This window comes from Mesorhizobium sp. LjNodule214, assembly GCF_964252735.1.
Classification (GTDB): domain Bacteria; phylum Pseudomonadota; class Alphaproteobacteria; order Rhizobiales; family Rhizobiaceae; genus Mesorhizobium.
In genome coordinates, this window is sequence record NZ_CAXUPE020000001.1 from 846,052 (window position 1) to 868,204 (window position 22,153).

The 22,153-nt window shown below is 63.8% G+C and carries 26 protein-coding genes and 1 pseudogene; 10 read left to right on the forward strand and 17 right to left on the reverse strand.

Features of this window, described 5'->3' with window-relative positions; genetic code table 11:
• Window positions 1-16 precede the first annotated feature (16 nt).
• From ACSQ3Z_RS04100 to ACSQ3Z_RS04110, 3 genes are all read right to left on the reverse strand, one after another.
• The gene (locus tag ACSQ3Z_RS04100; RefSeq protein WP_436170093.1) at window positions 17-481 is read right to left on the reverse strand and encodes an SRPBCC family protein; all 465 of its coding nucleotides are present in this window, start codon (window positions 479-481) and stop codon (window positions 17-19) included.
• Window positions 478-798, reverse strand: coding sequence for an ArsR/SmtB family transcription factor (locus ACSQ3Z_RS04105; RefSeq protein WP_436170094.1), 321 nt, complete (start codon window positions 796-798; stop codon window positions 478-480). The genes ACSQ3Z_RS04100 and ACSQ3Z_RS04105 overlap by 4 nt, the downstream gene beginning before the upstream one ends.
• Window positions 799-885: 87 nt before the next feature.
• A complete protein-coding gene (locus tag ACSQ3Z_RS04110) occupies window positions 886-1,446 on the reverse strand; it encodes an autotransporter (RefSeq protein WP_436170095.1) in 561 nt (186 codons plus the stop codon).
• 99 nt (window positions 1,447-1,545) lie between these two features.
• Between ACSQ3Z_RS04110 and ACSQ3Z_RS04115 the strand changes: the two genes are divergently transcribed.
• Window positions 1,546-2,286, forward strand: a complete 741-nt coding sequence (locus ACSQ3Z_RS04115) for a GntR family transcriptional regulator (RefSeq protein WP_436170096.1) — start codon at window positions 1,546-1,548, stop codon at window positions 2,284-2,286.
• A gap of 34 nt (window positions 2,287-2,320) precedes the next feature.
• Here the strand turns inward: ACSQ3Z_RS04115 and ACSQ3Z_RS04120 are convergent, their stop codons facing one another.
• The 10 genes from ACSQ3Z_RS04120 to ACSQ3Z_RS04165 form a co-directional block, all read right to left on the reverse strand.
• On the reverse strand, window positions 2,321-2,608 hold the full coding sequence (locus tag ACSQ3Z_RS04120; protein ID WP_436170097.1) for a DUF1330 domain-containing protein: 288 nt from the start codon (window positions 2,606-2,608) through the stop codon (window positions 2,321-2,323).
• Window positions 2,609-2,637: 29 nt separating this feature from the next.
• Window positions 2,638-3,336 (reverse strand): orotidine-5'-phosphate decarboxylase, encoded by a 699-nt coding sequence (gene pyrF, locus ACSQ3Z_RS04125; protein ID WP_436171830.1) that lies wholly within the window; start codon window positions 3,334-3,336, stop codon window positions 2,638-2,640.
• A gap of 17 nt (window positions 3,337-3,353) precedes the next feature.
• A complete protein-coding gene (locus tag ACSQ3Z_RS04130) occupies window positions 3,354-3,950 on the reverse strand; it encodes an NADPH-dependent FMN reductase (RefSeq protein ID WP_436170098.1) in 597 nt (198 codons plus the stop codon).
• Window positions 3,951-4,119: 169 nt separating this feature from the next.
• Window positions 4,120-4,725, reverse strand: coding sequence for a phospholipid N-methyltransferase PmtA (pmtA, locus tag ACSQ3Z_RS04135; protein ID WP_006200598.1), 606 nt, complete (start codon window positions 4,723-4,725; stop codon window positions 4,120-4,122).
• 165 nt (window positions 4,726-4,890) lie between these two features.
• A complete protein-coding gene (gene dnaJ / locus ACSQ3Z_RS04140) occupies window positions 4,891-6,021 on the reverse strand; it encodes a molecular chaperone DnaJ (protein WP_436170099.1) in 1,131 nt (376 codons plus the stop codon).
• A gap of 204 nt (window positions 6,022-6,225) precedes the next feature.
• The gene (dnaK, locus tag ACSQ3Z_RS04145) at window positions 6,226-8,142 is read right to left on the reverse strand and encodes a molecular chaperone DnaK (RefSeq protein WP_436170100.1); all 1,917 of its coding nucleotides are present in this window, start codon (window positions 8,140-8,142) and stop codon (window positions 6,226-6,228) included.
• A 264-nt stretch (window positions 8,143-8,406) separates the two neighbouring features.
• Window positions 8,407-9,201, reverse strand: coding sequence for an inositol monophosphatase family protein (locus ACSQ3Z_RS04150; protein WP_436170101.1), 795 nt, complete (start codon window positions 9,199-9,201; stop codon window positions 8,407-8,409).
• Window positions 9,202-9,283: 82 nt separating this feature from the next.
• Complete coding sequence (locus tag ACSQ3Z_RS04155) at window positions 9,284-10,285, reverse strand: LLM class flavin-dependent oxidoreductase (protein WP_436170102.1); 1,002 nt, start codon at window positions 10,283-10,285, stop codon at window positions 9,284-9,286.
• A complete protein-coding gene (locus ACSQ3Z_RS04160) occupies window positions 10,282-11,112 on the reverse strand; it encodes an arylamine N-acetyltransferase family protein (RefSeq protein WP_436170103.1) in 831 nt (276 codons plus the stop codon). The genes ACSQ3Z_RS04155 and ACSQ3Z_RS04160 overlap by 4 nt, the downstream gene beginning before the upstream one ends.
• An 81-nt stretch (window positions 11,113-11,193) precedes the next feature.
• Window positions 11,194-12,363 (reverse strand): AI-2E family transporter, encoded by a 1,170-nt coding sequence (locus ACSQ3Z_RS04165; protein WP_436170104.1) that lies wholly within the window; start codon window positions 12,361-12,363, stop codon window positions 11,194-11,196.
• An 81-nt stretch (window positions 12,364-12,444) separates the two neighbouring features.
• On the opposite strand from ACSQ3Z_RS04165, the gene ACSQ3Z_RS04170 reads away from it, so the two are divergent.
• Window positions 12,445-12,927: an MmyB family transcriptional regulator gene (locus ACSQ3Z_RS04170; protein WP_436170105.1), complete on the forward strand. Its 483-nt coding sequence runs from the start codon at window positions 12,445-12,447 to the stop codon at window positions 12,925-12,927.
• A 36-nt stretch (window positions 12,928-12,963) separates the two neighbouring features.
• Here the strand turns inward: ACSQ3Z_RS04170 and ACSQ3Z_RS04175 are convergent, their stop codons facing one another.
• The gene (locus tag ACSQ3Z_RS04175; RefSeq protein ID WP_436170106.1) at window positions 12,964-14,025 is read right to left on the reverse strand and encodes an LLM class flavin-dependent oxidoreductase; all 1,062 of its coding nucleotides are present in this window, start codon (window positions 14,023-14,025) and stop codon (window positions 12,964-12,966) included.
• Window positions 14,026-14,247: 222 nt separating this feature from the next.
• On the opposite strand from ACSQ3Z_RS04175, the gene ACSQ3Z_RS04180 reads away from it, so the two are divergent.
• Window positions 14,248-14,676 carry a DUF6481 family protein gene (locus ACSQ3Z_RS04180; RefSeq protein ID WP_006200609.1) on the forward strand — a complete coding sequence of 143 codons (429 nt, stop codon included), beginning with the start codon at window positions 14,248-14,250 and terminating at the stop codon, window positions 14,674-14,676.
• A 108-nt stretch (window positions 14,677-14,784) separates the two neighbouring features.
• Here ACSQ3Z_RS04180 and sugE read toward each other — a convergent pair whose 3' ends face one another.
• Together sugE and ACSQ3Z_RS04190 are read right to left on the reverse strand one after the other, a co-directional pair.
• On the reverse strand, window positions 14,785-15,099 hold the full coding sequence (sugE, locus tag ACSQ3Z_RS04185) for a quaternary ammonium compound efflux SMR transporter SugE (protein WP_436170107.1): 315 nt from the start codon (window positions 15,097-15,099) through the stop codon (window positions 14,785-14,787).
• Between the two features lie 238 nt (window positions 15,100-15,337).
• Window positions 15,338-15,463, reverse strand: coding sequence for a hypothetical protein (locus ACSQ3Z_RS04190; RefSeq protein WP_006200611.1), 126 nt, complete (start codon window positions 15,461-15,463; stop codon window positions 15,338-15,340).
• Between the two features lie 212 nt (window positions 15,464-15,675).
• Between ACSQ3Z_RS04190 and ACSQ3Z_RS04195 the strand changes: the two genes are divergently transcribed.
• From ACSQ3Z_RS04195 to ACSQ3Z_RS04205, 3 genes and pseudogenes are all read left to right on the forward strand, one after another.
• Window positions 15,676-16,485 (forward strand): transglutaminase-like domain-containing protein, encoded by an 810-nt coding sequence (locus ACSQ3Z_RS04195; protein WP_436170108.1) that lies wholly within the window; start codon window positions 15,676-15,678, stop codon window positions 16,483-16,485.
• A 119-nt stretch (window positions 16,486-16,604) separates the two neighbouring features.
• Window positions 16,605-17,497, forward strand: a pseudogene (locus tag ACSQ3Z_RS04200) (cation diffusion facilitator family transporter).
• A 66-nt stretch (window positions 17,498-17,563) separates the two neighbouring features.
• Window positions 17,564-17,968 carry a GFA family protein gene (locus tag ACSQ3Z_RS04205; protein ID WP_436170109.1) on the forward strand — a complete coding sequence of 135 codons (405 nt, stop codon included), beginning with the start codon at window positions 17,564-17,566 and terminating at the stop codon, window positions 17,966-17,968.
• Between the two features lie 10 nt (window positions 17,969-17,978).
• Here the strand turns inward: ACSQ3Z_RS04205 and ACSQ3Z_RS04210 are convergent, their stop codons facing one another.
• Window positions 17,979-19,232 carry a DNA recombination protein RmuC gene (locus ACSQ3Z_RS04210; RefSeq protein WP_436170110.1) on the reverse strand — a complete coding sequence of 418 codons (1,254 nt, stop codon included), beginning with the start codon at window positions 19,230-19,232 and terminating at the stop codon, window positions 17,979-17,981.
• Between the two features lie 104 nt (window positions 19,233-19,336).
• Here ACSQ3Z_RS04210 and def point away from each other — a divergent pair, with 104 nt between their 5' ends.
• From def to truA, 4 genes are read left to right on the forward strand one after another with little or no spacing between them, the layout of a single operon-like run.
• On the forward strand, window positions 19,337-19,867 hold the full coding sequence (def, locus tag ACSQ3Z_RS04215) for a peptide deformylase (RefSeq protein ID WP_436170111.1): 531 nt from the start codon (window positions 19,337-19,339) through the stop codon (window positions 19,865-19,867).
• Between the two features lie 4 nt (window positions 19,868-19,871).
• Window positions 19,872-20,807, forward strand: coding sequence for a methionyl-tRNA formyltransferase (fmt, locus tag ACSQ3Z_RS04220; RefSeq protein WP_436170112.1), 936 nt, complete (start codon window positions 19,872-19,874; stop codon window positions 20,805-20,807).
• Window positions 20,804-21,310 carry a GNAT family N-acetyltransferase gene (locus ACSQ3Z_RS04225; protein ID WP_436170113.1) on the forward strand — a complete coding sequence of 169 codons (507 nt, stop codon included), beginning with the start codon at window positions 20,804-20,806 and terminating at the stop codon, window positions 21,308-21,310. Before fmt ends, ACSQ3Z_RS04225 begins: the two co-directional genes overlap by 4 nt.
• A gap of 20 nt (window positions 21,311-21,330) precedes the next feature.
• Window positions 21,331-22,119, forward strand: a complete 789-nt coding sequence (gene truA / locus ACSQ3Z_RS04230; RefSeq protein WP_436170114.1) for a tRNA pseudouridine(38-40) synthase TruA — start codon at window positions 21,331-21,333, stop codon at window positions 22,117-22,119.
• The last annotated feature ends 34 nt before the right edge of the window (window positions 22,120-22,153 follow it).

Here is a 22,153-nt window from a genome sequence, read left to right on the forward strand (position 1 = left end):
CACTCTCCCGCTGGGATCAGGCCGATTTGGGCTTGGCGAAAAGGTCGATGCCGCTGCCGGTTTCGAGGAAGGATTTCATGCTGGACAGCACCGCCGGCCAGCCCTGGCTGATGCCTTTCGCCATGCCGCTGCCGGCTTCGAGCTCGTCGTGGGTGACGGTCAGCCGCACCATGGTGTCGTATTCCTCGATGCCGAACGTCACGCGGCTGTATTTCGACGGGTCGTCGGCCTGCGAGGCGTTCGCCCAGGTCATCACGAGACGGGTCGGCGGCGAGATTTCGACGACCTTGCCGACGAGTTCGACGGTGCGCTCGTCATTGGCGCGGATATGTTCCCATTTCGATCCCGCCTTCCAGTCGGAGACGTTCTCGTGGCCCCAGTAGCGCCTGGCGATATCGGGCCTGGTTATGGCCTCGAACACTTTTTGCGGCGTCGAGCGGATGTAGGTCACATAGACAAAACTGGTCGTCTCTCTGGTCATTGGTCATCTCCTTCGAGTTCCTGCCTCAGGTCGTGCAGCAGGCTGAGCCGCTGCCGTTCGAATTTTCGCACCCACCGCTCGTAGATGTCGTGCAGCGGCACGGGGTTGATGAAGTGCAGCTTTTCCCGGCCGCGCTTGACCGTGCTCACCAGATTGGCCGCCTCCAGCAGGTCGAGGTGCTGGGTGGCGGATTGCCTTGCCATCTCCAGGTTTTCGCAAAGCTGGCCGAGCGTCTGCCCGTTCTGCTCGCACAAAAGGTCAAGCAGCTTTCTGCGCGTCGGGTCGCCCAGTGCTTTGAAAACCTTGTCGGCGTCCATCGGCCTCACTCTGTTGTAAGGCTAACATGCAGGTAAATACCTGCATGTCAATCACCGATCGTCCGGCCTTGCAATTGTTCGATGAGGCTATTCGGACCTGGACGTCGATTGCCGGATGGGTCGCGCGCCAGCCATGTATCGGTTGTTGTCAAACGGCTCCGGCCGGTTGTCGGCCAGGCTCCATAGCTGCCGGCTGGTCCCTGGCAGGTCGCCCAGATAGACATGCAGGGCCCCGGAACGGGCGCTGCCCGTATTCGCGACCGAGTGAATGGTGTTGGACGACATGTGCACCACCGCGGGCGCCAAAAAATCCTGCCGCTCCGGCTCATCGACCTGATCGCCGGCGAGCGGGTAGATGAAATTCGTCTCGCTGCCGCTGTAAATGCCGATCAACGCATCCATCAGGTGGTTGTGCGGCGGATACTGCACGCCAGGCGAGAGCGTGATGTGATAGATCGTCAGGTTCGGGCTTGCGTGCAGCAACAGCTCGTCGTCGTCCTTTTCGTGAACGAGGCCACCGAGCGCGTGGAAGCGACTGGTATAGTCGCTGAGCACGGCTTTGACCTGTCCGAAGGGATCGGGACCCGCCGCCGCGTTGACGATATCTTTGATGGCAGGGTAGAGAGGAGAGTCAGCGGATAGAGGCATTCCACAACTCCAATGTGAGATGCTCAGAGATCGTATCTAAGATGATCAATGCTAGCCAATGCCGATGCCAACGTCAACCGGGGCCAAAGCGAGAGAAATATGAAATCGACGAAATTGACGCCGTCGATGGCGCCCGCAGACGGGCCAACAACGCTATCGACGGCGGACGTGCTGCGCAGCGAACAGGCCTACGAACAATTGAAGAGCGATATTGTCGCTTGCGTCCTGTCGCCCGGCGAAGCGTTGACCGAGAAGCAGATCGAGGCCCGCTACGGGATCAAGAAGGCGACGATCCGCTCGGCGCTCGCCCGCCTCATGCAGGAAGGACTGGTCAGGAGCGAGCCGCGCCGTGGCTATGTCATCACGACGCTGACCTTGCGCGACGTCAACGAGATCTTCGACGTCCGCAGCCTCATCGAGCCCGAAGTGTTCAGGGTTGCCACTTCAGGCATCACCGAACGCGGACTGGATGAGATCAGGCTGGCGGCCAGAAAGGTGCTCAAGCCCGAGACGTTGCGCAGCCCTGTTGCATTCCTGGCGGCCGACCGTGCCTTCCGCCTGGCGATTGCCGAGCTCTCCGGGAACCTGCGGCTGGCTCAGCTGCTCAGCCAAATTCTCGATCAGTCGGAACGGGCGCTCCACCTCGGCTTCAAGTCACGCGATTTCATGCAGCTGATCATCGAACAGCAGAAGCAGTTGCTGCAGGCCTGCGAGAAGAGCGACGTCCCCGCAATCGTGAAACTTGCCCGTTCGCAGTGCCTCGCCCTCAAGCACCAACTGGTCGGGGCTCTGCTTGGCGGGGCGAAACTGCGGGACGTGAACCTTCAGGACTTCGTCTGAACGCTGCCAGCTCTGGTGGTCACCGGGATAGGCCTCAGACCCCTTCGACCAGCACGATCTCGCCATCGGCCACCTTCTGCCGGATCGCGACGGCGCGCTGATATTCCGGCGAGTGGTAGCAATCGTGCGCCGCGGCAAGTGACGGAAACTCGATGATCACGTTGCGTGCGCGACCGGGGCCTTCCGCCTTTTCATGCTCGCCGCCGCGCGCCAGGAATGTCGCGCCGAACCGCTCGAAGGCCGGCTTGGCGGCGGCGACATAGTCCTTGTAGCCTTCCGCGTCACGCACATCGACGCGGGCGACCCAGTATCCTTTCGGCATTCGTCTTCTCCCGAATTGGTCCTTGTCTGTTACGCCGAGCGCATTTCGTCGAGGATCGCTTCTGCGACCGCTCGCCTGTCGGCGGCGCCGACGATCGGCCGCCCGACAACGAGGTGGCTGGAGCCGTTGCGGATCGCCTGCGCCGGCGTCACGACGCGCTTCTGGTCGCCATGGTCGCTGCCCTTCGGCCGTATCCCCGGCGTCACCACGGCCATGCCGGGGCCGACGATCCGGCGCACCGCTTCCGCCTCCTCGGCGGAACAGACGACGCCGCCCATGCCGGCATGCAGCGCCTGTTCGGAGCGGCGCAGCACCAGCGTATGCGGGTCGTATTCGTAGCCGGCGTCGATCACATCCTGTTCGTCCATCGAGGTCAGCACGCTGACCGCGAGCAGGCAAAGCTCGCTGCCCCTGGCGGCTTCCACGGCCGCCCGCATCGCCTTGGGATAGGCATGGATGGTCAGCATGGTCATGCCCATCTTGGCGATGTTCTCGACGCCCTTGGCCACCGTGTTGTCGATGTCGAGCAGCTTCATGTCGAGGAAGATCTTCTTGCCCCCGCTGGCGAGCTCGCGGGCGAAATCGAGCCCGCCGGCGAAGGCGAGCTGGTAGCCGATCTTGTAGAAGGAGACGACGCCTTCGAGCTCGCGCACCGCCTGCTCGGCCTCGCGCAGCGTCGGCAGGTCGAGGCCGACGATCAGCCTGTCTCGCATCGTCTCGGCGTGCATGGCGTCCTCGGCGTCAATCACGCCTCGATCCGGGTGGACAGCATGCGCGAGGTTTCGATCAGTGTGCGGCATAGGCGCTCCATCGATTGGCGTAGTCTCTCATCCCTGAAATGTCCATCGTCGCCGAAGGCCTCGCCGGCGCCCGACACCGAACATTCCGGTGTTACCACCTCCATCTGGCAGCGCACCAGCACGGCGCGCAGATGGTTGATGCAGCGTATGCCGGCGAACTTTCCGTCGGAGGAGGAACACAGGCCGGCCGGCTTGCCGGGGAAAGGTCGGAATGACCGGCCACCATCCCTGCGTATCCGGCTCACCCAGTCGATGCTGTTCTTGAGCAGCGGCGGCAGCGAACCATTGTATTCCGGCGTCGCGATCAGCAGCCCGTCATGCGCGGCGATCAGCCGGCCGAGCTTCAGGGCGTTTTCAGGGATACCTTTTTGCGTTTCCAGGTCCTCGTCCATGATCGGCAGCGGATAGTCGCCGAGCGAGATGCGGGTCACCTCGGCGCCCTGCATGGCCAGCTCTTTCTGCGCCACATCGGCGGTCCTGCCGCTGAACGCGCCCGACCGGACCGAGCCGGCGAAGACGAGGATTTTCGGGATCACTGCCATTGGCATCCGGGGGAAGCGGACCGCTTCAGGGTGTGTTGAGATTCAAGTCAGGCCGAGTCGAAAATGGTGGGGTCCGAGAACCTGAGCGGAGCGTACTCAAAGTACGCGAGCACCGGAAGCGCAGGAAGCTGCCATTTGCAGGCCGGCCTCACCTGAATATCGGCATACCCTAATGTGCCTCGCGCCGGTAGATCCATAGCTGCGTCGGCGGGATGTTGCGGATGATGAAGTCGAAATGCTTGACCGTGTAGTCGCCGCGGCCGGGCGGGATCGGCGACAGCGGGCCATAGGTCAGCTGCACGATCGGCCTGCCTGCCGGGATGCGGTCGAGCAGGCTTTCGATATAGGCGATGCGCTGCGCGACCGGGAAGTTGAGCAGCGGCACGCCGGAGACGACGGAATCGAACACCATGTCGCGCTTGTCGCCGAGCGTCGCGTTGAGATTGAAGGCGTCGCCTTCGATGACGTTGACGCCCGGATAGAGCTGGCGCAGGTGGCGCACGAAATCGGTCGAATATTCGACCGCATAGAGATTTTCGGGTTTCACGCCGAGCGCCAGGATGGCGCGGGTGATGACGCCGGTGCCGGGTCCGACTTCGAGCACCGGCAGGCCGGATTTCGGGTTGACGATGGACGCCATCTTGCGGGCGGTGATGGAGCTGGTCGGCACGATGGAGCCGACCGCCTTCGGCTTGTCGATCCAGCCCTTGAAGAATTTCAGCTCGTCGTCGAACTTCTCCGCCAGCGACTTGCGCAATCCGGGTCCACGTGCCATGCGAGCTCTCCTCAACGGCTCCCCCGAAACGCTACTTAGCAGCTACGGGGTTCAAGACAAGGCTCGAGCCGGCATAAGGTGTTGATGACGCTTGGGAAGCGTCGCGGTGCATGTCGCCCAAAAGTGCGTAGCGGTTTTGGGATAGCGACAATGAAGCAAAGGGCATCAGCGATCGCCGAAGGACTCGAAGAAGTCCTTCATGCGGGCGAAAAAGCCGCTCGACTGGGGCGAATTATCCTGTGACGACAGCTGCTCGAACTCCTCCAGCAGCTCGCGCTGGCGGCGCGACAGGTTCTGCGGCGTCTCGACCGCGGTCTGGATGTAGAGGTCGCCGACATTGGGCTGGCGCAACACCGGCATGCCCTTGCCCCTGAGCCGGAACTGGCGGCCGTTCTGGGTGCCTTCCGGCACCTTCACCTTGGTCTGGGTGCCGTCCAGCGTCGTCACCTCGAACGAGCCGCCAAGCGCTGCCGTTGTCATCGAGATCGGCACCTTGCAGTAGAGATCGGCGCCGTCGCGCTGGAAGAATTCATGCGGCTTGACCGCCAGGAAGATGTAGAGATCACCCGACGGGCCGCCGCGCAGGCCGGCCTCGCCCTCATTGGCAAGCCGGATGCGGGTTCCATCCTCGATCCCGGCTGGAATGTTGACCGACAGCGAGCGCTCCTCGGTGACGCGGCCCTGGCCGGCGCATTTCGGGCATGGGTCCTTGATCGTCTGGCCACGGCCCTGGCATTGCGGGCAGGTGCGCTCGATCGAGAAGAAGCCTTGCGTGGCCCGTACCTTGCCGTGGCCGTTGCACATGGCGCAGGTGACAGGCTGGGTGCCGGGCTTGGCGCCGCTGCCGGAGCATTCCGCACACGAGATGGAGGCCGGCACGCGGATCTGCGCGGTCTTGCCGGAAAAGGCCTCTTCCAGCGAGATTTCCATATTGTAGCGCAGATCGGCGCCGCGCTCGCGACCGCCCGACGAGCGGCGCTGGCGGCCGCCCATCATGTCGCCGAAAATATCCTCGAAGATATCGGCGAAGCCGCCGGCGCCGAAGCCTTGCGCGCCGCCATTCATGCCGCCCTGTTCGAAGGCGGCGTGGCCGAAACGGTCATAGGCCGCGCGCTTCTGCGGGTCCTTCAGCGTCTCATAGGCTTCGTTGATTTCCTTGAATTTGTGTTCGCAGGCATGATCGCCTGGATTGCGGTCGGGATGGAACTGCATGGCGAGCTTGCGGAAAGCGCTCTTGAGCTCCTTCTCGTCGGCCCCCTTTTGCACGCCCAGCGTTTCGTAGAAATCAGCTTTCATCTTTTCCCGCTGTCCGGATGCTCAACGTCTTGATGCATACTTTGCGTCGTTTGCCGGCATGTTGCTTCGATTTAGGAGCGATGCTGCCCGGATGCCAGTGCCGACTTGGGGGCAGCTCGTGTTTTTCCGTCACTTTTTCGGCGAAGGTTGCAAAAAAGCCCGGCCTTGCGCCGGGCTTTTTCGCTTTATCTGCCGTCGGACGGCTCAGGCCGACTTCTTCTTGTCGTCGTCCTCGTCGATTTCCTCGAAATCGGCGTCGACCACATCCGAGTCCTTGGCGGCGTCCGCCTTGGCGTCGGCCTCCGCGGCTTCCTTCTGCGAAGCCTCGTACATGGCCTGTCCGAGCTTCATCGAGACTTCGGCAAGCGCCTGTGACTTGGCCTCGATCTCCGCCGCGTCGTCGCCTTCGGCCGCCGTCTTCAGCGCCGCGATCGCATCGGCAATCGCCGTACGGTCGGTCTCAGAGACCTTGTCGCCATATTCCTTCAGCGACTTCTCCGACGAATGCACCAGCGCTTCGGCCTGGTTGCGGGCCTCGACCAGCGCACGCCGCTTCTTGTCGCTCTCGGCGTTGGCCTCGGCGTCCTTCACCATCTTCTCGATGTCGGCGTCCGAAAGGCCTCCAGACGCCTGGATGCGGATCTGGTGCTCCTTGCCGGTGCCCTTGTCCTTGGCCGAGACGTTGACGATGCCGTTGGCGTCGATGTCGAAGGTGACCTCGATCTGCGGCACGCCGCGCGGTGCCGGCGGAATGCCGACGAGATCGAACTGGCCGAGCATCTTGTTGTCGGCCGCCATTTCGCGCTCGCCCTGGAAGACGCGGATGGTCACCGCCGACTGCGAATCCTCGGCCGTCGAGAACACCTGGCTCTTCTTGGTCGGGATCGTCGTATTACGCTCGATCAGGCGGGTGAACACGCCGCCCAGCGTCTCGATGCCGAGCGAAAGCGGCGTCACGTCGAGCAACAGCACGTCCTTGACGTCGCCCTGCAGCACGCCGGCCTGGATGGCGGCGCCAAGGGCCACGACCTCGTCCGGGTTGACGCCCTTGTGCGGCTCCTTGCCGAAGAACTGCTTCACGATCTCCTGGATCTTGGGCATGCGGGTCATGCCGCCGACCAGGACCACTTCGTCGATCTCGCCGGCTTTCAGGCCGGCATCCTTGAGCGCTGCCTTGCAGGGGTCGATCGTGCGCTGGACGAGATCCTCGACCAGGCTTTCGAACTTGGCGCGGGTCAGCTTCAGCGTCAGGTGCTTCGGTCCAGTCGCATCGGCGGTGATGAAGGGCAGGTTGATCTCGGTCTGGGTCGTCGACGACAGCTCGATCTTGGCCTTTTCAGCCGCCTCCTTGAGGCGCTGCAAAGCGAGCTTGTCGTTCTTCAGGTCGATGCCCTGTTCCTTCTTGAACTCGGTCGCCAAGTATTCGACCAGGCGCATGTCGAAATCCTCGCCGCCGAGGAAGGTGTCGCCATTGGTCGACTTCACCTCGAACACGCCGTCGCCGATCTCGAGCACCGAAATGTCGAACGTGCCGCCGCCAAGGTCATAGACGGCGATGGTCTTGCCATCCTTCTTGTCGAGGCCGTAGGCAAGCGCTGCCGCGGTCGGCTCGTTGATGATGCGCAGCACTTCGAGGCCGGCGATCTTGCCGGCGTCCTTGGTCGCCTGGCGCTGGGCGTCGTTGAAGTAGGCCGGAACGGTGATGACCGCCTTCTCGACTTTCTCGCCGAGATAGGCTTCCGCCGTTTCCTTCATCTTCTGCAGGATCATGGCCGAGATCTGCGAGGGCGACTGTTTCTTGCCGCCGGCCTCGACCCAGGCATCGCCATTGTCGCCCTTGACGATCTTGTAGGGGACAAGCTTCTTGTCCTTCTCCGTGACCGGATCGTCATAGCGGCGGCCGATCAGGCGCTTGACCGCGAAGATGGTGTTTTCAGGATTGGTGACCGCCTGGCGCTTGGCCGGCTGGCCGACGAGGCGCTCGCTGTCGCCGCTGATGGCGACGATGGAAGGGGTCGTACGCGCGCCTTCCGCATTCTCGATGACCTTCGGCTCCTTGCCATCCATGATGGCGATACAGGAGTTGGTCGTTCCAAGATCGATACCGATTACTTTTGCCATTGTTCTGGTTCTCTCCGCTAAGCAGGCTCTCAGGACCCGTGAAGGCGTTCCGACGAAAGCCCCTGTTCACAAGAAATTCCGTTCCGGCAACCGGCGTTCCGGCGCCGAACGGCTTGGCGCGTATATAAGAACAGGCTGCACGGCGCGCAAGCATTCTGCGCAAGGCTTCCACCATCATACCGGTGGGCAGGCAGCGGACCAATTGTCGCCGCCCGTGGTCCGCGCCGGGCGCCAGGCGCAAAATCAAGAAACATTACAGCCGGGTCACGGCCTAAAAGCCTCGGAGCAGAGTGTCTGCAACTTGGGGTAGATCGCTGTTCCGGATGCAATCACCAGCGTCCCATCCCGCAGCACGGTCGTCGGATCGGGCTTGAGAACCGTGCCGCCAGCTTCCTCCACCAGGAGCATGCCGGCCAGGCAATCCCAGGCGTTCATGTGCTCCTCGACATAGCCGAGCAGCCTGCCGGAAGCGGCATAGGCCAGCATCAGGGCGCCCGAGGCATTGCGGAAGAAGACGCCGCCCTCCGCCATGATCAGCCGGATGAGCACGGCGACATGTTCGGTCGCCGCCCGGTTCGAAAGCCCGGTCCCGACCGAGCCTTCGCTGAGGCTGGAGGCTTGGCTGGCCTTGATTGGCCGGCCATTGACGAAGGCGCCGCCACCGCGATGGCCGTGGAAGGTTTCACCGGTCGAGGGTTCATGGATCACGCCGACGACGGTCTCGCCATCCCGGGCGCAGGCGATCACCACACACCAGGCTGGAATGCCGCGCACGAAATTCGCCGTGCCGTCGATCGGATCGATCACCCAGACATAGCCGGTCGACCCGGCCACCGCTTCATGTTCCTCGCCGACGATGCCGTCCTGCGGGTAGTCGGCCGCAATTGCCGCGCGAATGAACAATTCCACCTCGCGGTCGCCATCCGAGACCAGGTCCTGATGGCCCTTGCTCTCGATGATCAGGTTCTCGAGGTCGCGAAAATATTTCAAGCCGAGTTCGCCGGCGCGTCGCGCCAGGTCGATGGCAAAGCGCATGCGCGCGTCAAGGTCGTTGGTCACGGGAAAGCTCGATCGTCAGAGGGCGCTCTGCAAGTAGCAAAAGCCAGATGCGCGCAAAAGGCTCAAAAGGCGCCGAGCTGCCTCAGGCCGCTTGCGACAGCGATTTGTGGACGTCGGCCAGCATCTCGAACGAGCGCACCCGCGCTGCATGGTCGAAGATCTGCGCCGTAACCATCAGTTCGTCGGCGCCGGTGCGGCGCACGAAGGCGTCGATGCCTTGCCGGACCGTTTCCGGCGAGCCGACGACGGCGCAGGACAGCGCCTGGCCAAGCATGGTCTTCGCCATCGGATCGAGGCCGGCTTCATAGCCCTCGACCGGCGGCGGCAGCCGGCCCGGCCGTCCCGTGCGCAGATTGACGAAAGCCTGCTGCAGCGAGGTGAACAACAGCCGCGCCTCAGTGTCGGTAGGTGCGGCGAAGACATTGAGGCCGAGCATGACATAGGGCTTGTCGAGCTGTTCCGACGGCTGGAAGCGCGAGCGGTAGATGTCTAGCGCATGGTCGAGCTCGGCCGGCGCGAAATGCGAGGCGAACGCATAGGGCAGGCCGAGCATGGCGGCGAGCTGCGCGCCATAGAGGCTGGAGCCGAGGATCCAGATCGGCACCTGCTGACCCTCGCCGGGCACGGCGCGCAGGCGCTGGCCCTCCTCGGCCGGCAGGAAATAGCCCATCAGCTCGACGACATCCTGCGGGAAATTGTCGGCGCCGGCCTCCAGATTGCGGCGCAAGGCCCGCGCCGTTCCCATGTCGGTTCCGGGCGCGCGGCCAAGGCCGAGATCGATGCGGCCGGGATAAAGCGCCGCCAGCGTGCCGAACTGCTCGGCGATGACCAGCGGCGAATGGTTGGGCAGCATGATGCCGCCGGCGCCGACGCGGATGGTTTTTGTGCCGCCCGCGACATGGGCGATGACGACCGCGGTGGCGGCGCTGGCGATGCCCGGCATGTTGTGGTGCTCGGCCAGCCAGTAGCGCTTGTAGCCGAGACGTTCGGCGTGGCGGGCGAGGTCGAGGGAATTGGCCAGCGACTGCGAAGCATTGCTGCCTTCGACGATCGGCGACAGGTCGAGGACGGAAAGAGCGGTCATTGAGTCTCCACGATTTTCTTGTCCCGCACCTTGGCCTCGAAGGCGGCCCGGTCAGGGATGACGATTTCGAGCTGGCTTTCGAGGATGTCGGCCAGTTCGGCGGCTGTCGCGATTTCTCTTTGCTCGGTGCGGCCGCCAAGATGATGCGTCGACAGCCGGTTGTTGCGCAGCGCGTAGCGCCGGTCGGGCAAGGCGCGCGCCGCGATCACCGTTGACAGGAAATGCGAACTCGGATGGGTCGACAGGAAATGGCTGCTGACCGCGTAGTCGACCTCGTAGCTCTGCTGCATGTCGAAACGGTAGATGGTGCGCCAGTCGCCGCCGATATCGGCCTGCAGGCGAAAATGGTCGCCGGCCTCAACGATGCGGAAGGCTTCATGCGGGGTCTGTTGCACGAGCCCGGGTTCGAGCAGCAGCGGCGCCGTCAGCGTCAGCCCGCCGAAGCCGACATCGGCAACATAGGTGCGCCCGTTGAGCTCGACACGCAGCAACATGTGGCTGCGCGCGGTAATAGTGTCGTCGGGCTGGCCCCACAGCACCCGTGCGGCAAGGCCGCTGGCCTCGAAGCCAAGCGCCTTCAGCGCATGCATGAAGACCAGATTGTGCTCGTAGCAATAACCACCGCGGCCACGCGCGAAGATCTTGTCCTGCAGTGAGGCGAGATCGAGCTTCACCGGAGTGCCCAGGAACGGGTCGAGGTTTTCGAACGCGATCGCTTGCGGGTGCTGCCGATGCAATGCCGTCAGCGCTTCCAGCGAAGCGTCTGTCCGACCACGGTAGCCGATGCGGGCGAAATAGGCGTCGATGTCGAAGGAAGCGTCGGTCATGGAAGGAAGTCCGGCTTGACCGGGTCGATATAGGCACTCCACCCTGAGACGACAAACAGGCGGCAAACAATTGCCTGTCGGTCATGCCCGGGCCTTGTCGGTCTCCTCGACCGGATCCTCCTCGACGACGACGCTGTGTTGCGCCGCCAGGAAATTGCCGACATGGCTGAGACCGTCGAAATGGTCGCAGAACACCTTGATGACGACCAGCAGCGGCACCGCCATCAGCGCGCCGACGAATCCCCACAGCCACGACCAGAAGGCGATGGCGATGAAGACCGCCACCGCATTGATCTCCAGCCGCCGGCCGACCACCATCGGCGTCACGAACTGGCCCTCGACGAGGTCGCACAGCAACACGAAGGCGGGCGCCAGCAGCGCGAAGGAGATGCTGTCGAAGCTGATCAGCGCGATGACCGTGACGAGCAGTATGGTGATCATCGATCCGACATAGGGCAGGAAGTTGAGCAGGGCCGCCGCCGCGCCCCAGACCAGCGGATTGGGCACGCCGAGCCCCCACAGGCCGAGGCCGATCACCGTACCGAGGCCGAAATTGATCACCGTGATCGTGAGCAAATAGTACGAGATCTCGCGCTCGACATCGTAGACGACACGCAGCGCCCGCTTCTTTTCGCTGAGGCTGGCAAAGGACTGGATGATCTTCTCGTAGAACATCGTGCCCGAGGCGAGCAGGAACAGCGACAGCACGAAGACGATGGTGATGCTGGTGCCCGCCGACAGGATGTTGCCGGCAGCCGAAGACAGGATGCCCGACTGCGCGAATGTTACCTTTTGCACACCCGGTTCCTGCGAGGTCTCAGTCAACCCTTCCAACTGGTACGCAACCTGCATGACCCTTTCGAGCGGCCGCTTGAGCTGCGCCAGGCGATCTGTGAGCTGCTGGCCGATCGACGAGGTGTTGTTGATGAGGTCGATGACAGGGCCGCTCAAGAGATAGCCGGCGCTGGCGAGGAAGACGACCGACAGCAGCACCAGCAGCGTCGCCGACAACACGTCGGGCACGCCGTGCTTGCGCAGGAAGCGCACGATCGGCGTCAGCGTCAGCGCCAGCAGGAAGGCAAGGATGACCGGCATGAAGAAGGCGCGCGCGAAATAGAGCGCATAGATGGTCATCAGGATGAAGATGCCGATGAGCAACGACCGCATCAGATGCGTATCCGTACGCGCTACAGCACGCGCGTCCGGGCTTTCGGCAACACCAGCGCCCGAAGCGGTCGGTTCGGCCTTCATCGTCTCCCCTCGAGCGCACCGCAATCGGCGCGGTTCATCGGCGGAAACGCCCTGGCTGCGCCAAGGTTCCGTTAGCCGGCAATGACCGCGATGCGGACCTCGCCAAGGGCTTATGAATCCGCGCCGCGCTTCCTTGGCTGCTTCATCGACATGGCCGCCCGCCGGGGACCGCGTAACATGTTGCACCTCATGTTCGATCCCTTAGGCATGCGCCCGTACGTCGCCAATTGGCCCGATGTTGCGAGGAGTTTGTTCGAACGTGTCTATCGCGAATCCATCAGCCGCATCATCGACCAGAAGACGAAGGACTTACTGGCCGAGCTGCTCGCCTATCCGGACGTGAAAAGCGAATGGAAAAACCCTGTGGCGATCGGCTTCATGCCCACCATTCCGCTAGGTTTCGTCAAGGGAGATCGGGTTCTTAACTACTTTTCGATGGTCACCACCGTGGGCACGCCCCAAACCGTCGCCGCTCAGGAACTGCGTATCGAGTGCATGTTCCCGGCGGACGAGGCGACCGAGATCCATCATGCGGAGATGATGGGGACCGCCGGCAACCCGTAGCGTGCTACGGCCGGGCCTGGACGAGCCGGCCGTCGCTCAGGCGACGGGCGCTGCCACCGCTGGCGCGGATTTCGCTGTTTCCTTGCGCACGATCGGCGCCACCTTGGTGCCGTAGAGTTCGATCGCCTTCATGACCTTGGCGTGCGGCATGATACCGATCGCCATCTGCAGCAGGAAACGGTCATTGCCGAAGATCCTGTGCTGGGCGACGATCTTTTCGGCCACCTGTTCGGGATTGCCGACGAACAGCGCGCCGTTCGGGCCGCGCGACTGGTCGAAGTGCGCCCGCGAGGTCGGACCCCAGCCGCGCTCGCGGCCGATGCGGTTCATCACCTCGGCCTGCGGCCCGTAGAAATCATCGGCCGCCTTCTCGGTCGTCTCGGCGATGAAGCCATGCACGTTGAGGCTCGTGGCGAGGCTTGCCGGGTCGTTGCCGGCGCGTCTTGCTGCCTCGCGGTAGACCTCGAACAGCGGTGCGAAGCGCGCCGGCTCACCGCCGATGATGGCGAGCGCCAAGGGCAGGCCGAGCGCGCCCGCGCGCGCCGCCGATTGCGGCGTGCCGCCGATCGCGATCCAGATCGGCAGTTTTTCCTGGAAGGGGCGCGGATAGACGCCGCGGCCGTTGATCGGCGCCCGCAGCCGGCCCTGCCAGGTAACTTTGATGCTGTCTCGGATAGCCAGCAAAAGGTCGAGCTTCTCGGCGAAGAGCTCGTCATAGTCCTCGAGGTTGTAGCCGAACAGCGGGAAGGATTCGATGAACGAGCCGCGCCCGGCCATGATCTCGGCGCGGCCGCCGGACAGAAGGTCGAGCGTCGCAAACTGCTGGAAGACGCGCACCGGATCGTCGGAGGACAAAACGGTGACCGCGCTGGTCAGCTTGATGCGCTTGGTGCGCTCTGCCGCCGCAGCCAGCGCCACCACGGGCGCCGATGCGGCATAGTCCGGCCGGTGATGCTCGCCCAGCCCGAACACATCGAGTCCGACCTGGTCGGCCAGCTCGATCTCCTCGATCAAATTGCGCAGACGCTCATGCGGGCCGATCGAACCGGGCCCCGGTTCCGGGCTGACGTCGGCGAAAGTGTAGAGACCAAGTTCCATGGCATGTCATCCCAGCGTTTTGATTTTCGAGCTAGAGGTAGCGATCGGCCGGCTGTGCCGCCAGAGGGGCGGACGGTGAACAGTGCATGTCGATTTCGGCCGAAAGGAGCGTCTCCCGGTTGCAACAGCCCAGAATTTCATGGCTGGCATACCGTTTTGGCGCTTGAACTCTCGGTTTTCGCGCGTATGTAAGCGTCGCGAATTGACTTCAGGGAAGTGGACTTGGCTATCTACAGGGAAAAAGACATTTTCGAGCGGCGCAATGCCGCAAACGAGGCAAAGAAGGCGCTTCTGGAGCGCTTCAAGTCAAAGCCGGCGGCAGATGATCCTGCGGTGCTGGCGCGACAGGCCGAACGCAAGGCAATCCTCGAGGCACGTGCGACGCGCGAGGCCGAAAAGGCCAGGCTGAAGCAGGAAAAGCTTGCGCGCGAAGCGGTCGAGAAGGCCGAGCGCGAGGCAGCCGCGGAAGCGGCCCGCATCGCTGCTGAAGAAGCGGCGCAAGCGGAGGCGAAGATTCGGGAAGCAGAAGAAAACGAGCGCATTGCCCGTCTGCTTGCCGACGAAGCCGAACGCAAGGCCAAGCGCGACGCACGTTACGCGGCTCGCAAGCAGCGCACCGGCAGGACGCCTCCGGGCTTCTCCGCCCGATAGCTTTCGGCGCGATCGACTCGGATCGAATGCCAGGGCCGCCCGCAGCGGCCCTGAATGCGTTTGTGCATGCAAAATTTGTCAGGCATGCGAGCGGGCGGCCTGCCTGCATCAGGCTGCGAGTTTCAACCCCATGATGCCGCAGACGATGAGCGCGATGCAGCCGAGCCGGATCGCGGTCGCCGGCTCGCCGAGCAGCCAGATGCCGAGCAGCGCCGTGCCGACGGTGCCGATGCCGGTCCATACCGCATAGGCCGTGCCGACCGGCAGCGCCTTCAGCGCCAGGCCAAGCAAGCCCAGGCTGACGATCATCGAGGCGATGGTGAGGACTGTCGGCAGCGGCTTCGAGAAGCCATCGGTGTATTTGAGGCCGATCGCCCAGCCGATCTCGAACAGGCCGGCGAAGAACAAAAAAATCCACGACATCGGGAACGCTCCATTGCTGCGTGTCGCCCAAAAGTGCGTAGCGGTTTTGGGACAACGACACGCACCCGATGGCGGGTCGTCCCGGCCGGATTTCGGAGAAAGCGCGAGGTCGTCCTCGCCGCTCCATTTAGGAAGCTTCCCCTGCCCGATCAACAAAACACCGGCAGCATTGTTCATGCCGCCGGTTTGTAATCTGCGCCGAAACGGATTTGCCGGGATTAGAATATCCCAGAGCGGCCTACTTTTCCTTGAGCCTCATCGCCTTGACCGGTGGCGCCTTGAGCGCCGGGGCTGCGGCGGGCTTCTTCGCATCCTTCTTCGGCTTGCGGGCTTCCTTGCCCGCCTTCATCGCACCTTTAGCCATGATTCGTTCCTCCAATTGGTGGCCCCGAAGTGAAACAAGAGATTGGTCCGACTGCAAGAGCCTGTTGCATCTCGGCGCGCCAGTTGAGGGGCTGTCAACGCATTTTCTATTTTCCTCGTCATCGGCCCCGGACCATGCGATGGTCTTGGCCGCACTGCAGCATCAATCCGGCTTTCGCCGGATGACGATCAGGCAGGCCGGTCAGGACGAGAATGCGAATCCACATCGGCTGCGAGATGAGCTTCGACTTTCCGCAGGAAACACCGCTGATAGCGATGCTCAATGTCCACTATTCCAGGGCATCCGATCTCGAACGGCCGGATTTCCTGACCTCCAATCCACCGGTGCCGATCGAAAGCTACCGCGACAGCTTCGGCAATTGGTGCAACCGTCTTGTCGCCCCGCCCGGGCGTTTCACCTTCGGCACCGACGCGGTGATCCGCGACCCCGGCACCTTCGAGATGGGCGACCTGATGGCCTGGCAGCATGAGGTGCGCGACCTGCCGTCGGACACGCTGCTGTTCCTGCTGCCCAGCCGCTATTGCGAGAGCGATGTGCTGGCAAACGAAGCGTGGCGGCTGTTCGGCCACACTCCGCTCGGCGTTCGACGTGTCCAGGCGGTCTGCGACTTCGTTCACAACCACATCGTCTTCAACTACGGCAATGCGCGGCCGACGCGCACCGCAGCCGAGGCCTATCGCGAGCAAAGCGGTGTCTGCCGCGACTTCGCGCATCTGGCGGTCGCCTTCTGCCGGGCGCTGAACATCCCGACCCGCTACTGCACCGGCTACATCAGCGACATAGGCACGCCAAAACCATGGTCGAGCATGGACCTCGCCGCCTGGATGGAGGTCTATCTCGGTGGCCGCTGGCACGCTTTCGATCCGCGCAACAACGCCCCGCGCATCGGCCGTATCCTGATCGCCTCCGGCCGCGACGCAGCCGATGTGCCGCTGACCCATATCTTTGGGCCGGGCACGCTCGCCGGCTTCAAAGTATGGACCGACGAGGTCGTCGAGTAGGGGCTCGCGGTGGTCACCTTCCCTCTGAACGACTGGACCGTTCGCGCGTTGTGAATGCCTGTGGAGCTTTGGCGGGTTGGCCACTAGGCTCTCGGGAGCATAGGACAGGGCAGCACACCATGGCGGCGCATGGCGGGTCGAGGAAGGTCATCTACGCGGCGCTCGCCGGCAATCTCGCCATCGCGCTGACCAAATTCGCCGCCGCCTTCTTCACCGGCAGCTCGGCAATGCTGTCGGAAGGCGTCCATTCACTGGTCGACACCGGCAATGGCGGGCTGCTCCTCTACGGCATGCACCGCGCCGCCCGGCCGCCCGACCGCACGCATCCGCTCGGTCATGGCCGCGAGTGGTGCACATCATGGCGCCCGAGCCGGTCGCCAATGCCATGGTCAATTATGCGGTGCTTGGCCTCTCCTTCCTGTTCGAAGGTAGCTCCTGGTACGTGGCGCTGAAGGAGTTCCGCCGCGAGAAAGGCAGGCTCGGGTGGTTCGAGGCGGTGCGGCTCAGCAAGGATCCAAGCGTCTACACGGTGCTATTCGAGGACAGCGCCGCGCTGCTCGGCCTGATCGTAGCCTTTGTCGGCATATTGGCGGCGGAGGTATTCGCCATGCCTGAACTCGACGGCGCCGCCTCGATCGGCATCGCACTGATTCTGGGTGCGACAGCGATCTTCCTGGCCCGCGAGAGCAAGGGCCTGCTGCTCGGCGAACCGGCCTCGCCCGAAGTGCAGAAGAAGGTGCTGGCCATTGCCCAGCAGGACCCGGCTGTGCAGCGCGCCAATGGTATACTGAGCGTCCATATCGGCCCGCAGGAAATTGTCGCCGGCCTCAGCATCGAATTCGAGGACCATCTGACGGCACCGGAGATCGAAGCTTGCGTCGAGCGGCTGGAGGCCGTGCTGAAAACGGAAATGCCGGAGATTTCGCGGCTGTTCGTCAAGCCGCAGGCGACAGGAACCTGGGAGCGCCGGCGCAAGGCGATCGTATCGGCATCCGGAGAGGCTCTGGACTAGCCGCTGGCCCGTTGCCTCGCGACCGCGCCACGCTAAGATTGCGGCTGGATTTCGGGAGGAACGAAGATGAGAATCGACGGCGGGTGCCATTGCGGCGCCATCACCTACGAGGCGGAGATCGATCCGGAAAAGACCTCGATCTGCCATTGCACGGATTGCCAGAAGCTGACCGGCACTGCCTTCCGGGTGACGGTTCCGGCACCGGAAAGCAATTACAGGATCACCAGCGGCACACCGAAGGTCTATATCAAGACCGGATCCACCGGCGCCAAGCGCGCCCAGGGTTTTTGCGGCGAGTGCGGATCGCATCTCTATGCGACATCCGTCGGCGACGGTCCGAAAATCTACGGCATCAGGGTCGGCACGGCGCGTCAGCGCGAGGAGCTTGTGCCGAGAAAACAGGTTTGGCACCGCTCGGCATTGCACTGGCTGCCGGAATTTGACGGCATGACGACCGTCGAGGAGCAGTAGCGCCGGACGGTCAGTCGCCGTCTTCGACCACACGCAGCCGAAGCTGACCGGTCTTGGAATCGGCGACGCGCGCGCTGGCTTCGACCTTTCCGGCACCGGGGCCCGGCGCCTCGGCTTCGCCTTCCGCGAACTCCAGCGCTTCGATCTTCTGGCCGCGCTTGGTCACTTTCGACGTCGAGACGAGGATGTCGTCGATGTCCTTCGTCGCCTGGCCGAAATGCGTCTGCAGCCGGCGCACCCGCTCGTCGACGCGCCCGACATCCTCCATCAGCCGGATGACCTCGCCCTGGATCAGATGCGCCTGCTCGCGCATGCGGGCATCCTTGAGGATCGCCTGGATGACCTGGATCGACAGCATCAGCAGCGATGGCGAGACGATGACGACGCGCACGCGGTGCGCCTTCTGCACCACCGCCTCGAAATTCTCGTGGATCTCGGCGAACACCGATTCCGAGGGCACGAACATGAAGGCGGTGTCCTGCGTCTCGCCCTGGATCAGGTATTTTTCGGCGATATCGCGGACATGGATCTCGATATCGCGGCGGAAGGCTTGCGCGGCGACCTTCTGCAGGTCGGCGCCGTCGGCGGCGCGGATGGCGTTCCAGGCTTCCAGCGGGAACTTGGCGTCGATGGCCAGCGACGGTGCGCCGTTCGGCATCCTCACCAGGCAGTCGGGCCGGCTGCCATTCGACAAGGTCGCCTGGAATTCGTAGGCGCCATGCGGCAGGCCGTCGGCGACGATCGCCTCCATGCGCGACTGGCCGAAGGCGCCGCGCGTCTGCTTGTTGGAGAGGATCGCCTGCAATTGCACCACCTGGCCGGCAAGCGACTGGATGTTGCCTTGCGCCGTATCGATCACCGCCAGCCGCTCTTGCAGCTTGGCCAGGCTCTCATGCGTCGATTTGGTCTGCTCGGTCATGGTCTGGCCAAGACGTCCGGTCATCGCATCAAGCCGCTGGCCGATCGACTGGGTGAGTTCGGCCTGCCGCGCGCCGAACACTTCGGCTATCGCGCCCATCCGGCCCTGCATCTCGGCCTGGCTCTGCAGGATGCCGGCCATCCGCGCCTCGGCATCGCGGGCGTGGTCAGCGGCTTCCGCAGCCGCCACCGCGCGCGCCCTGGCCGACCGCCACAGCGCGACGACCAGCGCCAGGAACAGGCCGAGAAACAGCACCGTGCCGAAGGCCAGCGCATGGCCGAGCGTGAACGTGCTGGCGCCGAGCCGGGCGACGGGTTCGGAAAGGATGGAGGTCAGGTCGTTCATCGTGCCAGCATAGATGATTCGGTCTGCTGGCACAGATCAAAACGTGAACGAGCCTAAACTGCCCCCCGTTGACGCTTTTCGCATGACGTCTTAGGTGAGACGCCATGTCGATCAAGCCGCTCATCATTCTTCCCGATCCCGTCCTGCGCCAGGTTTCCAAACCGGTCGAGCGCGTCGACGCGCCCTTGCGCAAGCTGGCCGGCGACATGCTGGACACCATGTATGACGCGCCCGGCATCGGTCTCGCGGCAATCCAGATCGGCGAGCCGCTGCGCATGCTGGTCATCGACCTTGCCAAGGAAGACGAGACGCCGGCGCCGCATGTCTTCATCAATCCGGAGATCCTCGAAAGCTCCGACCAGCGCTCGGTCTACGAGGAGGGCTGCCTGTCGATCCCGGATTATTATGCCGAGGTCGAACGCCCTGCTTCGGTGCGGGTGAAATATCTCGACCGCGACGGCAAGCTGCAGGAGATGCAGGCCGAGGGCCTGATGGCGACCTGCCTGCAGCACGAGATCGACCATCTCAACGGCGTGCTGTTCATCGACCACATATCGAAACTGAAGCGCGACATGGTGGTGAAGAAGTTCAAGAAGCTCGCCAGGGACAAGGCGCCGGGCAAGATGGTGGGATAGGGGCATGCCCCTCCGCGTCATCTTCATGGGCACGCCGGAGTTCTCCGTCCCGGTGCTGCGCGCGATCACCGAAGCCGGGCACGAAATATCAGCCGTCTACACGCAGCCGCCCCGCGCCGCCGGCCGGCGCGGGCTGGAGCTGACGCCGTCGCCGGTGCAGCGCGAGGCGGAACGGCTGGGCATCGAGGTGCGAACGCCGACATCGCTGAAAAGCGAAGCGGAGCAGCAGGCGTTCGCTGCCCTGCGCGCCGATGTCGCAGTGGTTGTCGCCTATGGGCTTTTGCTGCCGAAGGCTGTTCTGGAAGCAACCCGGCTCGGCTGTCTCAATGGCCATGCGTCGCTTCTTCCGCGCTGGCGCGGCGCTGCTCCCATCCAGCGCGCCATCATGGCCGGCGACACCGAAACCGGCATGATGGTGATGCGGATGGAGGAGGGCCTCGACACAGGTCCGGTGGCAGTGGTTGAAAAATGCGCCATTGAACCCGATATGACGGCCGGCGAGTTGCATGACCGGCTGATGGACATGGGCGGTTCGCTGATCGTGGAAGCATTGACGCGGCTGGGGATAAATTGTCTGACATTTACCCAACAGGCGACGGCGGGGGTGACCTACGCCAAAAAGATCGATAAATCGGAGACACGCGTAGACTGGACGCGGCCTGCCGGCGAAGTCCACAATCACATTCGCGGCCTCTCGCCCTTTCCGGGTGCGTGGTGCGAGGTCGACATTGGCGGCCGCATGGAGCGGCTGAAACTGCTTCGCTCGACGCTTACGGATGGCGTCGGCGAGTCGGGAGGAATTCTCGATGACCGACTGACGGTCGCCTGCGGGTCAGGCGCGATCAGGCTGGTCGAAGTTCAACGGGCGGGCGGAAGGCCCACCACCGCGCAGGAATTTCTGCGCGGAGCCAAGATCGAAAAAGGAACGAAACTCTCATGAGCATGATGTCGATACGCGTGGCGACGCCGCGGGATCGCGAGGCAATCCGCCTCGTCGAGGAACATGCATTCGGCCAGCAGGCGGAGGCCGGACTGGTCGACGCGCTGGTCACCGGCGGCGATGCCGTCGTCGAGCTGGTGGCGGAAGAGGACGGTCAGGTGGTCGGCCACATCCTGTTTTCCAGGCTTTTCGTGGGCAACGGCGGCAAGAGCTTCCCGGCCGTGGCGCTGGCACCGCTGGCCGTCGAACCGTCCTTCCATGGCTCGGGCATTGGCGGCGCGCTGATCCGTGAGGCGCATATCCGCCTCAAGGACGCCGGCGAGAGCTTGGCCGTGGTGCTCGGCGATCCGGCCTACTACGGCCGCTTCGGCTACACCCATGCCCGCGCCGAGAACTTCGAAAGCGAGTACCAGGGCGAGGCGTTGCAGGCCCTCGCTTGGGGCGATGCGCCCGAGGCCGGCAAGCTGGTCTACGCTTCGGCCTTCACTGCGCTTGCCGCCTAAGCGGCGAACAGCTGCCTGTCATGCCGCGTTTTCGTCTCGACATCGAATATGACGGCAGCCTCTATGCTGGCTGGCAGCGCCAGGCCGGCCAGCCTTCGATACAGCAGGCGATCGAAGAGGCGATTGGCAAATTCTGCGGCGAGCAGGTTTCACTGCGCGGCGCCGGCCGCACCGATGCCGGCGTCCACGCCACTGCCCAGGTCGCGCATGTCGACCTCGTCAAGGCGTGGCCTGATGACAAGGTACGCGATGCCGTCAACGCCCATCTGCAAATGGCCGGAGCCCGCATTGCCATTCTCAAGGCGGCGGCCGTGCCCGACGGCTTCGATGCGCGCTTCTCGGCGACCGGCCGCCACTACCTCTACCGCATCGTCAACCGCCGCGCGCCGGCGGCGCTGGACAAGGGCAAGGTCTGGTGGGTGCCGAAGCGGCTGGACGCCGCCGCCATGCATGAGGCGGCAAAGCTGCTGCTTGGGCGGCATGATTTCACCACCTTCCGCTCCACCCAGTGCCAGGCCGACAGCCCGGTCAGGACGCTCGACCGTCTTGACGTCAGCCGCGAGGGCGACCTGATCGACGTCAGGGCCTCGGCGCGTTCCTTCCTGCACAACCAGGTGCGCTCGATGGTCGGCTCGCTGAAGCGCGTCGGCGACGGCAGTTGGAGCGCCGCCGACCTCAAGGCAGCGCTCGACGCGCATGACCGTGCCGCCTGCGGCCAGGTGGCGCCGCCAGACGGGCTTTTCCTGATCGGCGTCGATTACCCGCAGGCTGCCGGAGATTACCCGCAGCCTCCCGGAGAAGCCGGGTAGGTACGCCGATCAGCTAGCAGTAGCCGCGCCACGT